We start from the raw sequence: 13,226 nt of genomic DNA, 5'->3' as shown, positions 1-13,226 counted from the left end.
CCGCGACGATGTACAAGGGCTCGGTTTCGTTCGAGTCGCCGATGATTTTCGCGCTCGGCTTCATGGGCCTGTTCCTGGTCGGCGGACTCACCGGCCTCTTCCTCGCAATCCTCGGCCTCGACATGCACGTGCAGGACACCTACTTCGTGGTCGCCCACTTCCACTACATCATGGTCGGCGGCGCGATCATGGGGTACATGGGTGGCCTCCATTACTGGTGGCCGAAGATCAGCGGCCGCATCTATCCGGAGCTCCCGGCCAAGGCGGCCGCACTGCTGATCTTCGTCGGCTTCAACGGAACGTTCTTCCCGCAGTTCATCGCCGGCTACCTCGGCATGCCGCGGCGCTATCACTACTATCCGCCCGAGTACCAGGTGCTCAACGTGCTCTCGACGATGGGCGCCGGCATCCTTGCGGTCGGCTACATGCTGCCGTTCTTCTACTTCATGTGGTCGCTGCGCCACGGCGAAGAGGCCGGCAAGAATCCGTGGGGCGTTCTCGGCCTGGAGTGGACGCTCGACTCGCCGCCGCACCCGCACAACTTCCACGAAACGCCGATCATCACGTCGGAGCCGTACGACTACCCCGAGATGGCCCGCGAGTTCGGCGAGCATGCCGGTCACGGCACCGTAGAGGCAGCCCATGTCTGACGTCGCCATTCCGGCCGTTCCCGAGTCGCGCCTGCAGTCGCACTTCGCGAACGAGCAGCAGCAGTACGAGACCGCCACGTTCGGGATGTGGGTCTTCCTCGTCACCGAAATCATGTTCTTCGGCGGCCTGTTCACGGCGTATCTTTTCTACCGGATCCAGTACGCGGACGCGTTCGTGCACGCGAGCCACCATCTCGACATCGTGCTCGGCACGTTCAACACCGTTGTCCTGATCGGCAGCTCGCTGACGATGGCAATGGCCGTGCACTCGGCACGCATGAGCCGCAGCAAGTCGATCGCGTTCTGGATCGCGGCAACGATGCTGCTCGGCAGCATCTTCCTTGGCGTCAAGGCGTACGAGTACACGCACAAGTGGCACGAGGGGCTGTTCCCGGCCAACTTCTTCTACAGCGCGCCCGACGCGGCACAGCAGCGGATCTATTTCTCGCTGTATTTCGCGATGACCGGCCTGCATGCGACACACATGGTGATCGGCATGGGCATCATGGTGATCATCGCATGGCAGGCGCTGAAGGGTGCGTACACGTCGCGATGGTATACGCCGGTCGAGATCATGGGCCTGTACTGGCACTTCGTCGATCTGGTGTGGATTTTCCTGTTCCCGCTGCTTTATCTAATCGGCCGACATTAGTCGCCGAACTGACCGGAGAACGAGACGATGTCCTCTCATCCGTACGATCCTTCCGCCACGGTCCGCGCTTACCTGATGGTCTTCGGGGCCCTGATGGTGTTCACCGCGCTGACTGTCGCTGCGGCATTCGTGAACATGGGCCCGATGAACAACGTCGTTGCGCTCGGGATCGCGATCGCCAAGGCCGCCATGGTCATGGCGATCTTCATGCACGTGCGCGGCAGCTCGAACCTGATCTACTTCTGCATTTTCGGCGGCCTGTTCTTCCTGTCGCTGATGTTCTACTTCCCGCTGATCGACCTGTTCTCGCGCAACATCCTCGGCGTCGCCGGCAAATAGACGTCGCCGACCGCCAGCTCGCGAACGAACGCCTCGAGCCTCGCGTCGTCGTCGTCCGGCGCGCTCGCACGGGTAACCGCGCAAGCTATCGATTGGTAATACCGTCGTCCCGCTCTCGCTTGAGGGCGTACTTCTACGCGCGCAGTTCCACCATCTATCCCCGCCTCGCGATCCGCTCCAGAATGGGCCGTTGATCGGGACACGCGAGCTCGTGAACGACGAAGGCCTGCTGAGCGGCGACGAAGCCCTGCTGAGCGGCGACGAAGCCCTATTGACCGGCGATGATCCGCCTGTGTTCGAGATCCGGCGCGCCGATGCCCGCTCGGACTTCGTGCTGACCTGCGACCATGCCGGGCTGCGGATTCCGCGCAAACTCGCCACTCTCAACCTCTCCGAACAGGAGCTCGCGACGCACGTAGCCTGCGACCTCGGCGTGGCCGAGCTGGGACAGCGCCTCAGCGCCCGCCTCGACGCATTCCTGATCCTGCACAACTACTCGCGCCTGGTCATCGATCCGAACCGTCCGCCGGGTGCGCACGATTCAATCGTCGTGCTCAGCGAACGCACCCGAGTGGCAGCCAACGAAGCCCTCACGCGCGAGGACGTCCGTCAGCGCGTGGAAGAACTGTTCGAGCCGTACCACCGACGGATCGCCGACGAGCTCGACCGACGAACCACGAGCGGCCGCGGCAGCGTACTGGTCACGTTGCACACCTTCACGCCGGTTTTCCTGGACAAGCCGCGACCCTGGCACGTCGGCGTGCTGTACGGCCGCGACGCACGTCTCGCGCGACGAGTGCTCACCGCGCTGCGCGCCGATCCCGCTCTTGTCGTCGGAGACAACCAGCCCTACGCGGTCAGCGACGCATCCGACTACACGCTCGTCGTCCACGGCGAGCGACGAGGCATCGAGCACGTCGAGATCGAAGTCCGGCAGGACCTTTTGGCCGACGAAGCGGGCGTCGAGGGTTGGGCCGAACGACTCGCCATCGTGCTGGAGGAAGCTGCAATGCCTCCTTGACCCCTCGCGAACCGCGACGGGCCTTCCACCCGGCGGACCCTGGCCGACAGCATCAACCCAGAAGGCGACGAACCAATGCAGATCCGAGTCGGATACGAACTAACCTATCAGTGCCCACAGCCGACACCGATGATCGCCACACTGAACGTCCACTACAGCCGGGCGTCGGACATCATCAAACCCGATCACCTGCTGCTCAATCCCTCCGTTCCGGTCGCGGCCTACCGCGATTCATTCGGGAACTGGTGCAGCCGGCTCGTCGCGCCGGCTGGCACGTTTCGAATCAGCGCCGACGGTATCGTGTCCGACTCCGGCAACGTCGAGGTCGCCTCCCCATGGCTCGAGCAGCGTCCGGTGCAGTCGCTTCCCCAGGAAACGCTGCTCTATCTGCTGGGAAGTCGTTACTGCGAGACCGATCTGCTCGCCGAAACGGCGTGGAGCCTGTTCGGCCAGGGACCGAGCGGATGGAACCGTGTGCAGGCCATTTGCGATTTCGTCCACAACCACATCCAGTTCGGCTACGGTCTTTCGAGTCCGACGAAGACGGCCTTTCAGGCTTTCACGGATCGCCAGGGCGTGTGTCGCGACTTTGCCCACCTGGCCGTCACGCTGTGCCGCTGCGTCAACATTCCGGCGCGATACTGCACCGGATATCTCGGTGACATCGGCATGCCTCCGCCGTACGCGCCGATGGACTTCGCCGCCTGGTTCGAAGCGTACCTGGGCGACGGCTGGTATACGTTCGATCCCCGCAACAACATGCCGCGCATCGGCCGTATCCTCATTGCCAGGGGCAGAGACGCGGCGGACGTTGCGCTCACCACCACCTTCGGACCGACGACCCTCGAGAGCTTCATGGTACGAACAGAAGAGATCGCATCTTGACCTATTGCGTCGGCGTGCTGCTCGAGGATGGACTTGTCCTCGCGTCGGACTCGCGTACCAACGCGGGCGTCGACAACTTTGCAACGTTCTGCAAGATGACCGTGTTCGAGAAGGCCGGCGACCGGGCGATCGTCCTGCTGAGCTCCGGCAGCCTCGCCGGGACGCAGGCGGTCGTCAGCCTGCTGAAGCAGCGCTGCGACGTCGAAGCGGATTCTCCCAACCTGTGGACCGCACGAACCATGTTCGACGTCGTGCTGCGTGTCTCGGACGCGATGCGGGACGTCGAGCGCCGCGACGCACCTCACCTCGGCACCGGACCGATCGCGTTCAACGCGTCGTTCATCGTCGGCGGGCAGCTGCGGGGCGAACCGCCGCGGCTGTTCCGCATCTATGCGGAGGGCAATTTCATCGAGGCCGGCGACGACACGCCGTTCCTGCAGACGGGCGAAGCCAAGTACGGCAAGCCGATCATCGACCGGGTCATCGTGCCCGCCACATCGCTGGCCGACGCGACCAAGTGCGTGCTGGTATCTTTCGATTCGACGATGCGCAGCAATCTTTCGGTGGGCATGCCCATCGATCTGGTGTGCTACGAACGCGACAGCCTCGCCATTCGGCTTCGACACCGCTTCGAGCAGGGCGATCCGTACTACGTCGCGCTGAGCTCCGACTGGCGCGAGGGCGTGCGCAGAGTGTTCCGCGAGTTGCCCGACTTGAAGTGGTGACTCGCCGCGCGTCCGCGTTCAACGTTGCTACGGCCCGACGCGGTGACATCTTGCCTGTCGCCCTGCCATGCCCGCGCTGGAAGTGGTCGCCTCCTGACACCAGGGCATGCCGCAGCAACAAATTTTTTCTGGCCCGCAGGACCTGTTCCGCGACGAACTTGTGATGTCTTATGCCGGGAAGCCGCCCCAGGACGCGTCAGGCCGTGCGTGATGCTGGCCAAATCCCGAAAAACTCCTGTGATTTCACGGGTTACGTGCTCCGCTGGAGCAACCGTCTCGATCCGGGGGCAGACTGGGGCCGGACGATTGGAAATCAGCTGACCCCTCCGTCGCGAGGACAGCGTTTGGGAAAACGTGCCCGGACCCCTGTACCTATCTTTGTAGTTGAGTAGGATAGCGCCCGGTCGGTTAGTCGAACGAGATCAGGTACGCGACCTTTGCAGTCCCGCATCCTTCCCCTCAGTCGTCCACACCTACCTTCACGGGCCGAATCGATCGGCCCGGCAGAACACGCAAGAAAGTAGAATGCGGGTGGATACCCAGTTCTAGTTAAGGAGAGTTCATCACAATGGGTAAGAAGTTGTACGTCGGTAACCTGAGCTTCGGTGTCGATAGTTCGGGCCTCGAGGAATTGTTTGGAGCATACGGCAATGTGCAGAGCGCGCAGGTCATCTCCGATCGCGACACGGGCAGGAGCAAGGGCTTCGGTTTCGTCGAGATGGGAAGTGAGTCGGAAGCGGCTGCGGCCATCGAGGGACTGAACGGTCGCGAGCATGAGGGCCGTGCCCTCACCGTGAACGAAGCCAAGCCTCGCGAGGATCGTCCTCGTGGCGGCGGCGGCGGCGGCGGTGGTGGTGGTTACGGTGGCCGCGGCGGCGGCGGCGGCGGCGGTGGTTACGGCGGCGGCGGTGGCGGCGGAGGCCGTCGCTACTAGTAGTTTCGCGACTGCCGCATCCGGCAGGCGAATCAGAGGCCGCGCTCGAAAGAGCGCGGCCTTTTTTTGTGCGCGTCGCCGGTGGTCGCGGCGCGCGTCGCCGCTGCTCGCGACGGGCCTCGGCGCGTAAGGGCTGTCGACGTGGGCATGCCCGCGCGCTCGCTTTAGTCCTCGCTTCGCTGCGGAACGACTCGCACGCGGGCACGCCCACGCCGCCCGCCCTCGCGATGTTGTCGTTTCACCGCGTGCCCCGCTTCACGCCGCAGATCCGCTGGTGAGAGTTTTTACATTCGGCGGATGACGTGGCGGCTGAACTCTTCGATCAGGTCGCGGGCCATGCCGGGGACGGCTTGCAGCGCGAGGTTGTCGACGCCGGCGCCGGCGAGTGTCCGGCAGCGTTCGAGAACTTCGTCGGGATTTCCGGTCAGTGACAGCACGGGAATCATTTCGGGGATCACGAACGCCTCCTCGCCCGGCTTCAGGTACATCATGTGGCCCTCGTGCACGTCGAGGTAGCGGCGGTCGGGCGGCGAGGCGTGGCCGGCGGCGTATCCTTCGATGTAGTCGTCGAACGCATGGGCGAGATCGTCGTTGACGAGACCGAAGCCGTGACCGCCGCGCGAGCTCTCCCAGATCGCGTGCACCCCGACGACCGTCACCGGGCCGACGCGACGCACGACGCGCTCGCTTGCCGCCGGCTCTCCGGGCGCGAGAATGCAGCCGGTCGTCAGCATCGTCGTGTACGGCTTGCCGCCGGCGCCGCTCGCGAAGGAGCGGCCATGCGCTGCGGCCGAGTCCATGACGGCCTTGCTGCCGCTTTGGAGGCCCGCGAGATCCTGCGCCACGGTGATCCATCCGTCACCCGCTTCGCCGGCGGCCGCGAGCGCCTTCGGCGCGTTGGCCGCGATGTGGATCGGAATCGGATCGTCGAGATTGATGCAGCCGATCCGCCGGTCTTTCGAAAGCAGGCGGATCCATCGTTCGTACTGGCCGTCGCGGATCAGCACGTCCTCGCCGGCGAGCAGCCCGCGAACCTGCCCGACGTACTCGACCATGCGCGCGACGGGCAGGGGAGGAAGCCCCATCGTATTGCGTCCGGTGAAGCCGGTGCCGACGCCGAGGATGACGCGCCCGGGCGCGATCGCGTTGATGGTCGCGATCGCGCTGGCGGTCACCGGCGCGATGCGATTGCTCGGGATCGCGACCAGCGTGCCGAGCTTCATCGTGCGCGTGTGCTCCGCGGCGAGCGCCATCGTCGCATAGACGTCCGAGCACAGGAGCTGCGTGTCGTAGAACCACGCATGGGTGAATCCTTCGGCCTCGGCGACCTCGCAGTCGCGCCAGGCCTCGATCCAGGATGGGAAGGCGATGCCGAAATGCATGGGGTTTCTTCTCCGCTACCGAGTCGGTCGCCGGTCGTATGCCATGGACGTCCGGCGTGCGACATTGCCACCCTGTCATGGCGGCATGTCGCACCTGCACGCCAGCACGGTTAAAGCCTGAGGCGGTGGGCTTTGTGGACGCTTCGGACGGTCTATCGGTGAGGCCTCGGGAATGAAACGACGATGGAGGCGCCAATCCGGCGCGCACGAGCGATCGCGTTTGCGAGGCGCGGTTCTGCTCGTTTGCATCGCGGGAATCGCCTCGGGCGCCCGCGCAATCGAATCTCCACCCGGCAGCTCCGTGCACCAGACGGCGCCGGCGGATCGCGCGTCGACCGCTGAGCGCACCGAACCATCGCCGGCCGAACGCGCGCCTCAGGATCGAACCGATCCAAACGATCAAACCGATCGAAACGAACGGACGGACAGAGCGGATCACATCGATCGAACGGACCACGCCGATCGTGCGCATCACGTCGATCGTGCCGATCCCGCCGAGCGCGTGGAGCGCGCCGATCGACTCGGTCCGCCCGAACGTCCTCTGCCCGGAGACCGCGGCGTCCTTCCGGATCGCCCTTCGACGGATCGCGGCGGCCCAACCGACAAACCGGCGGCTCCTCCTGTCACCGCGCGGCCGACCCCTCCGCGCGCCGAATCGATCGAGTCGAGCGTCGTGCGCGTGCTCGTGTACTCGAATCCGCCGGACTTCTTCTCGCCGTGGCAGAAGACCGGCACCCAGGCGTCGTCGGGCTCCGGCGTGATCATCGACGGTCATCGCGTGCTGACCAATGCGCACGTCGTCTCGGACGCCGTCGGGATCGAGGTCAAAAGGGCAGGCTCAGGCGAACAGTTCGAAGCCGAGGCTTCGTACATCGGTCACGACTGCGATCTCGCGTTGCTCACGGTTGCCGACGAGCACTTCTTCGAAGGCGCCAAGCCGCTCGCGCTCGGCGATCTTCCCGGCGTCAACGAAGACGTTCAGACGTATGGCTTTCCGGTCGGCGGCGAGACGCTGTCGGTGACGTCGGGCGTGATCTCGCGCATCGAAGTCGGAACCTACACGCATTCGAAAGAGCACCTGCTGATCGCGCAGATCGATGCGCCGATCAATCCCGGCAACAGCGGCGGACCGGTCGTGCGCGACGGCGCCGTCGTCGGAATTTCGATGCAGATGCTCGAGGCGGCCGAGAGCGTCGGCTACATGGTCCCTGCGCCGGTCGTGCGGCACTTTCTCGATGACGTGGCCGACGCGAAGTACGACGGCTTCCCTCATCTCGGCGCGCGCCTTCAGCCGGTCGAAAGCCCGGCGCTTCGCGAATCGATCGGGCTCAATCCCAGGCAGTCTGGCGGCCTCGTCACGCGCGTCGACTTCGGCAGTCCGGCATTCGGGCAACTCGCGCGCGGCGACGTCATCGTCTCGATCGGCGGCTATCCGGTCGCCGGCGACCTGACCGTTGCGATGCCGGGAAACGGCCGCGTCTCGCTCGATGCGGTCATCAGCGCACAACAGGTCGGAGCCAAACTCGAGATGTCGGTGCTGCGTGGCGGAAATCTTCGCGATGTCGAGGTCCAGCTGGCCGATACGGCTCCGCTCGTGCCCGGCCGCCGTCTCGGCGAAGAGCCCGAGTATCTCGTCTTCGGCGGCGCGGTGTTCCAGCCGCTGACCGGGGAATACTTCGACCTGTACGACCAGGTTCCACCGAAGCTCGCGGCCTACTCCGAATCGGGCGGCGTCGTTACGGCCGAGCGGCGCCAGGTGGTCATCCTGTCGACGGTACTGCCGAGCCCGGTCGGACGCGGCTATCTCGACTGGGAGAGCGTCGTCGTGCGCAACGTCAACGGCGTGGCGCTGAGGGATCTCGCGCACCTGGCCGACCTCGTCGACAATACGACCGACAAGTACCTCCGGCTCGAGACCGAGGATGGTTTCGTGATGATCCTCAGCGTCGAGGCCGCGCGCCAGGCGGGCCCGCGCATCCTCGAGAAGTACGGGATTGCCTTCGACCGCTCGGAGAATCTGCGCAAACCTCCCCACTGACCTCGCCCCGCGTTGTAACCCGGCCGACGCGCCGGCGTCTGAGCCGCCAAACGGACACGCTTTTCGTGTTCCGATCTGGAGGCCATCAATGGAAATTCTGCGCACCGTATTTTTCGTTCTGCCGTCGCGTGTCGGTTCGTACCTTGCGTGGCTGCCGCCGCTTGCAGCCCGCGTCGCCGTCGGCTGGACATTCATGCTGACCGGCTGGGGAAAGCTCCACGATCTCGACTCGGTGATCGGATTCTTCCGCGAGCTCGGTATTCCTTACCCGGAGCTGCAGGCGCCGTTCGTCGCGTCGGTCGAGCTCGTGTGCGGAACGCTGCTCTTGATCGGGCTCTTCACGCGCATTGCCGCACTTCCGCTGATCGGCACGATGGTAGTCGCGATCGCGACAGCGCAGTGGAAAGACGTCTCGTCGTTCGGCGACCTTTACGGTCTCGTCGAGTTTCTCTACATCATCCTCTTCGCATGGATCGCGACGGCGGGGCCCGGCCCGGTCGCCGTCGATACGCTGGTGGAGCGCGCGCTCGCGGGCGAATCCAGTTCGAGCCCGGCGGTTTCTTCAGCCCGTTCCTTCGCGTAGAGCCTTCCGCCGGCGGCGGCACGGGGCGGAGCTTACGGCCCGCGCGTGCCGTTTGTTCGGAAGGAGGCCACGATGATTTCATCTCCCGACCACCGGAGCGTGCTGCGATGAAGCTCGACGCGTTCGGATTCGGACTCGAGCTTCATGCCGCCGGCGACAGAGCGCGGCAGTGGGCGGACGTCGGATTCGACGGCATTCAGATGGCCGAAGGCGGCCGCACCGCTTATCTCAACTGCGTCGCATCGATCCTTGCAGCTCCGGAGCTCGACATCGGAACTGCGATCGCGACGGCGTTTCCGCGCAGCCCGATGGTAACGGCGCAGATCGCCTGGGAGCTTGCCGAGGCCAGCCGCGGCAAGTTCACGCTCGGGCTCGGCACGCAGGTCAAGGCGCACATCGAGCGGCGCTTCTCGTCGGTTTACGATCATCCGGGCTCGCGGCTTCGCGAGTACGTGCGCGCCGTGCGCGCGATCTTTCGCGCGTTCCAGGGCACCGAACGTCTCGATTTCCGAGGCGAGTTCTACAACATGAACCTGCTCGGCATGTGGAGCCCCGGTGCGATCGAGCATCCCGAAGTTCCGATCTACGTGGCCGCCGTGCGGCCGTGGATGCTGCAAGCCGCGGGCGAAGTCGCCGACGGCATCCATATCCATCCCTTTCATTCGACGAAGTTCCTCGACGAGATCGTGCGCCCGAACGTCGAGAAGGGCGCACGCAAGGCCGGCCGCGATCCGAAGTCGATCAAGCTTGCGTGCCCGGTCTTTACGATCGTCGGCGACAGCGACGAAGAGCGAGAGACCAGTCGCGAGCGCACGCGAATGCAGATCGCGTTCTACGGTTCGACGCCCGCGTACGCCGGCGTGTTCGAGCTGCACGGCTGGCACGGGATCTCCGAGCGTCTTCATCAGCTCCAGCGCGAAGGCGATATGTCCGCGATGGCGGCGACCGTAACCGACCGCATGCTCGAAGAGTACGCGGTGACCTCCACATGGGACGACCTTCCGGCAACGCTGTCGCGAAAATACGCGGGCGTTGCCGAACGGCTGATCTTCTATTTTGCGGACTTCGCGATCGACGGCGACGACCGCGCACGAATGCGCTGGAAACGTGCGCTCGCCGAAACCCGGGAGCGAGCACGAGCGGATCGCGCGTAACGCGTTGCAGGAAGAGTCGCGCGCAATGCGACGTGCAGGGATTCGCGCACGGCGCGACGTGCAGAGATTCGCGCACAGCGCGACGTGCAGAGATTCGCGCGTTGCGCGTCGTGCGAAGCGAAGGAGGATGCGGCGTGGGCACGGCTCCTCGCCGCGCCCACGCCGTCACCGATTTTGCACAGCCCCTCGGAGGAGGGGGCTGTCGGTCAGCGCGCGCGTCCTCGCTGACGGAGGTTTCCGCTGCGCGCGTGCACGCCTACCGCAGTTCGCTTCCCACCCGACCGGCGCTCGCTCGGGCGGCGTCCGTCTGCTTTCGCAGTGACGCTCGGTCCGCGTCCGGCGACGTTGACGCGATAACCGGCATGTCGCACCACCTTTCGGCGCGATCGCGTGCCGATGTTCTCGTCGAGTTGGTTGAGCAGCCGCTTCATGAAGGCGAGAGACGGATCGAGCTTCGATGCAATCATCAGGCGCGCCAGGCGATCCGCGGCGGTCCCGAGATTCGGTGCGTGGCCCTGTTCGATGTGCGAAACATGCTCACGGCTGACACCGACGAGGCCGGCAAACTTCCCACCCGTCAGCCCCAATGTCTTGCGAAGAAAAACGATCTCGCTCGCAGTCAGGGGACCTTGTTTCTTCAGGATCTCCTCGAGTACGGAGGCCCGGAACCGGTCGGGATTGGCGATGGCCGCGTGGACGGTTCCACACCGCGAGCAAGCGGCCGTCGAGAGTCCGGAGACCTGAAGCGGGAACCCATACTCGGGAAACGCATATGGTTTTGCAGAGGTCGACGTCTTCCAGCGCAGAGCGGAATCGCATTCTTCACAGCGGTCCGCACGCCGGGGGACGATGACGGTATTTGGCGCATTGCGCCGCGATTTTTTCTTCATGGTTGCTTTCCTGTCGGCGGGGGCCAGTTTCCCGCCGGTTCGGCACCGTAATGGACTGCCGCAGAGCAGCGATTTGCCGGTGCGATCATTGATCGTTGGCCCCAGGCCTCAGGGTGTCAAGGGACTAGTCGATCGGTATGCCCGCACATTGGATGCTGCGCTCTGCGTCACATTCAGGTTTGACCCCGATTTTCGTCACTCTAGACTCGCGGATCTCGATCGGTGCGCTCGGAGCGTTCGCTGCGTTGCGCACACACCCACCGGTTCAATGCCGCGCAAAAGGATACGAAAATGGCAGTACTCGTCGGAAAAAAAGCCCCGGATTTCACCGCAGCCGCAGTGCTCGGAAGCAACGAGATCGATGAAAATTATCGCCTTTCCGAGGCGATTCGCGGCAAATACGCCGTCATCTTCTTCTATCCGCTCGATTTCACGTTCGTCTGCCCGTCGGAGCTGATCGCGTTCGATCACCGACTTGACGAATTCCACAAGCGGGGTGTCGAAGTGATCGGTGTCTCGATCGACTCCCAGTTCACGCATCTGGCCTGGAAGAGCACGTCCGTCGACAAGGGCGGAATCGGAAAAGTCGGCTATACCCTCGTGGCCGACGTCAAACATGAGATAGCGAAGGCATATGACGTGGAGTCTGAGGGGGGGGTCGCATTTCGTGGAAGTTTTCTCGTCGATCGCGACGGTGTTGTTCGTCACCAGATCGTAAACGATCTGCCCCTCGGTCGTGACATCGATGAAATGTTGCGCGTGGTCGATGCGCTGCAGTTCACCGAGAAGCACGGCGAGGTCTGTCCTGCAGGCTGGAACAAGGGCAAGCCCGGAATGAAGGCGGACACTGCCGGCGTTGCCGAATATCTTTCGCAGCATGCGAAGGAGCTGTGATCCGGCGAGACAGTTGACGCGGGCGCGCGAGACATTCCGCGACAGTTGAACGAGCGCATCTGGCGCGCTGCGGCGCAGCCTCAGTGCTGCGCGCAGCGCGCCCTGCGCCTGCTTGCAAGATGAGGGTGCGCGCGGCGCGCTGGCTTCGCCCGGTGCGTCAGCCGAGCGCGAGGCCGCAATCGGGACATTCGCTGGGGCCGGTCTCGAACGTCGTAAGGCAGGCCGGACACGTCGTCTCGGGAGCCTCGGGATCGATCACGAGCTCGGAGGCTGCCTCGAGAGCCGCGATCTGCTGCGCGGTCAGCCCGCGCTTCCATTCGGAGTCGAAGACCGCAAAAGCCTCCGGCGCATCCTCGCGCGCGACGACCAGGTAGAGCTTCGTCGAGCAGCAGCCGGCGCTGTCCTCGGTGTCGGTGCGCACGATCGTCGATTCGATCCCGTGCTGGCCCAGGCGGTCGCCTGCGCGCTGAAGGTCGGCAAGCGCGCCCCGCATGACGACCGCGACCTCGGGGTCTTCCGCGAGCGCCTCAGGCTGGCAGTCCGTGCTGCAGTCCTTCCCGCTCATCGCGTGACGGTCACCCGGATCATCTTGACCGGTTCGATCGGCCGGTCGTTGCCGTCGGTGCGGGTTTTTTCGATCTTGCGGACGACGTCCATGCCCTCGATCACTTTACCGAAGACCGGGTGTTTCGAGGCACCCGGCGAGAACCAGTCGAGGTACGCGTTGTGGACCGTGTTGACGAAGAACTGGGAGCCGCCGCTGTTCGGCCGGCCCGTGTTGGCCATCGACAGGGTTCCGGGCTCGTTTGAAGCCTTGAAGTCCGGAGGGAATTCGTCGGCGATGGTACCGTGAGGCGGTCCGCCGGTACCTGCTTTCGGGCTTTTCGGATCGCGGCTGTGAGGGCAGCCGAACTGCAGCATGAAATTGTCGATCACCCGGTGGAAGTGCAGCCCGTCGTAGAATCCGGATTCGGCGAGCTTCACGAAGTTGCCCGCCGTGACCGGCATTTTGTCGGTGAAGAGCTCGACGCGGAAGGTGCCAAGGGAGGTTTCGCAGGTCGCCGTGGGGTTCGCCATGG

Annotated in this window: 15 protein-coding genes; 11 read left to right on the top strand and 4 right to left on the bottom strand. The window is 64.5% G+C overall.

Annotated elements, in window-relative coordinates; genetic code table 11:
* The 7 genes from VN634_20385 to VN634_20355 all read left to right on the top strand — a co-directional run.
* Positions 1–650: cbb3-type cytochrome c oxidase subunit I (locus VN634_20385; GenBank protein HXC53258.1), on the top strand; the 650-nt coding region annotated here is incomplete at its 5' end.
* Entirely contained in the window at positions 643–1,302 is a 660-nt protein-coding gene (locus tag VN634_20380) for a cytochrome c oxidase subunit 3 family protein (protein HXC53257.1), read from the top strand. The genes VN634_20385 and VN634_20380, both read left to right, overlap by 8 nt.
* A 27-nt stretch (positions 1,303–1,329) precedes the next feature.
* Positions 1,330–1,641 (top strand): cytochrome C oxidase subunit IV family protein, encoded by a 312-nt coding sequence (locus tag VN634_20375; protein HXC53256.1) that lies wholly within the window; start codon positions 1,330–1,332, stop codon positions 1,639–1,641.
* Positions 1,642–1,831: 190 nt separating this feature from the next.
* On the top strand, positions 1,832–2,662 hold the full coding sequence (locus VN634_20370; protein ID HXC53255.1) for an N-formylglutamate amidohydrolase: 831 nt from the start codon (positions 1,832–1,834) through the stop codon (positions 2,660–2,662).
* Positions 2,663–2,791: 129 nt separating this feature from the next.
* Entirely contained in the window at positions 2,792–3,547 is a 756-nt protein-coding gene (locus VN634_20365; GenBank protein ID HXC53254.1) for a transglutaminase family protein, read from the top strand.
* Entirely contained in the window at positions 3,544–4,272 is a 729-nt protein-coding gene (locus VN634_20360; protein ID HXC53253.1) for a hypothetical protein, read from the top strand. Before VN634_20365 ends, VN634_20360 begins: the two co-directional genes overlap by 4 nt.
* 568 nt (positions 4,273–4,840) lie before the next feature.
* Positions 4,841–5,206 (top strand): RNA-binding protein, encoded by a 366-nt coding sequence (locus VN634_20355; protein HXC53252.1) that lies wholly within the window; start codon positions 4,841–4,843, stop codon positions 5,204–5,206.
* Positions 5,207–5,490: 284 nt separating this feature from the next.
* Here the strand turns inward: VN634_20355 and VN634_20350 are convergent, their stop codons facing one another.
* Positions 5,491–6,588, bottom strand: coding sequence for an LLM class flavin-dependent oxidoreductase (locus VN634_20350; GenBank protein ID HXC53251.1), 1,098 nt, complete (start codon positions 6,586–6,588; stop codon positions 5,491–5,493).
* Positions 6,589–7,261: 673 nt separating this feature from the next.
* Between VN634_20350 and VN634_20345 the strand changes: the two genes are divergently transcribed.
* The 3 genes from VN634_20345 (at position 7,262) to VN634_20335 (ending at position 10,363) form a co-directional block, all read left to right on the top strand.
* On the top strand, positions 7,262–8,626 hold the full coding sequence (locus VN634_20345) for a trypsin-like peptidase domain-containing protein (GenBank protein HXC53250.1): 1,365 nt from the start codon (positions 7,262–7,264) through the stop codon (positions 8,624–8,626).
* 88 nt (positions 8,627–8,714) lie between these two features.
* Complete coding sequence (locus VN634_20340; GenBank protein HXC53249.1) at positions 8,715–9,209, top strand: DoxX family protein; 495 nt, start codon at positions 8,715–8,717, stop codon at positions 9,207–9,209.
* 107 nt (positions 9,210–9,316) lie between these two features.
* The gene (locus VN634_20335) at positions 9,317–10,363 is read left to right on the top strand and encodes a TIGR03617 family F420-dependent LLM class oxidoreductase (GenBank protein ID HXC53248.1); all 1,047 of its coding nucleotides are present in this window, start codon (positions 9,317–9,319) and stop codon (positions 10,361–10,363) included.
* A gap of 206 nt (positions 10,364–10,569) precedes the next feature.
* On the opposite strand, the gene VN634_20330 is transcribed toward VN634_20335, so the two are convergent.
* The gene (locus tag VN634_20330) at positions 10,570–11,253 is read right to left on the bottom strand and encodes a hypothetical protein (GenBank protein ID HXC53247.1); all 684 of its coding nucleotides are present in this window, start codon (positions 11,251–11,253) and stop codon (positions 10,570–10,572) included.
* A 291-nt stretch (positions 11,254–11,544) separates the two neighbouring features.
* On the opposite strand from VN634_20330, the gene VN634_20325 reads away from it, so the two are divergent.
* A complete protein-coding gene (locus tag VN634_20325) occupies positions 11,545–12,147 on the top strand; it encodes a peroxiredoxin (protein HXC53246.1) in 603 nt (200 codons plus the stop codon).
* 157 nt (positions 12,148–12,304) lie between these two features.
* Here the strand turns inward: VN634_20325 and VN634_20320 are convergent, their stop codons facing one another.
* Both VN634_20320 and VN634_20315 read right to left on the bottom strand, forming a co-directional pair.
* Entirely contained in the window at positions 12,305–12,712 is a 408-nt protein-coding gene (locus VN634_20320; GenBank protein ID HXC53245.1) for a hypothetical protein, read from the bottom strand.
* The gene (locus VN634_20315) at positions 12,709–13,224 is read right to left on the bottom strand and encodes a peptidylprolyl isomerase (GenBank protein HXC53244.1); all 516 of its coding nucleotides are present in this window, start codon (positions 13,222–13,224) and stop codon (positions 12,709–12,711) included. Before VN634_20315 ends, VN634_20320 begins: the two co-directional genes overlap by 4 nt.
* Positions 13,225–13,226: the final 2 nt, after the last annotated feature.

The sequence above is a fragment of the Candidatus Limnocylindrales bacterium genome (assembly GCA_035571835.1).
In the GTDB taxonomy this organism is placed as follows: Bacteria; Desulfobacterota; Binatia; order UBA1149; family CAITLU01; genus DATNBU01.
The sequence above is the reverse complement of the archived record's forward strand: the minus strand, read 5'-3'. Positions and strand labels throughout refer to the sequence as shown.

Bases quoted from the DNA above. Each gene is read 5' to 3' on its own strand.
- VN634_20380 (HXC53257.1), top strand. From the start codon at position 643: ATGTCTGACGTCGCCATTCCGGCCGTTCCCGAGTCGCGCCTGCAGTCG.
- VN634_20375 (HXC53256.1), top strand. From the start codon at position 1,330: ATGTCCTCTCATCCGTACGATCCTTCCGCCACGGTCCGCGCTTACCTG.
- VN634_20365 (HXC53254.1), top strand. From the start codon at position 2,792: ATGATCGCCACACTGAACGTCCACTACAGCCGGGCGTCGGACATCATC.
- VN634_20355 (HXC53252.1), top strand. From the start codon at position 4,841: ATGGGTAAGAAGTTGTACGTCGGTAACCTGAGCTTCGGTGTCGATAGT.
- VN634_20350 (HXC53251.1), bottom strand. From the start codon at position 6,588: ATGCATTTCGGCATCGCCTTCCCATCCTGGATCGAGGCCTGGCGCGAC.
- VN634_20340 (HXC53249.1), top strand. From the start codon at position 8,715: ATGGAAATTCTGCGCACCGTATTTTTCGTTCTGCCGTCGCGTGTCGGT.
- VN634_20335 (HXC53248.1), top strand. From the start codon at position 9,317: ATGAAGCTCGACGCGTTCGGATTCGGACTCGAGCTTCATGCCGCCGGC.
- VN634_20330 (HXC53247.1), bottom strand. From the start codon at position 11,253: ATGAAGAAAAAATCGCGGCGCAATGCGCCAAATACCGTCATCGTCCCC.
- VN634_20325 (HXC53246.1), top strand. From the start codon at position 11,545: ATGGCAGTACTCGTCGGAAAAAAAGCCCCGGATTTCACCGCAGCCGCA.
- VN634_20320 (HXC53245.1), bottom strand. From the start codon at position 12,712: ATGAGCGGGAAGGACTGCAGCACGGACTGCCAGCCTGAGGCGCTCGCG.
- VN634_20315 (HXC53244.1), bottom strand. From the start codon at position 13,224: ATGGCGAACCCCACGGCGACCTGCGAAACCTCCCTTGGCACCTTCCGC.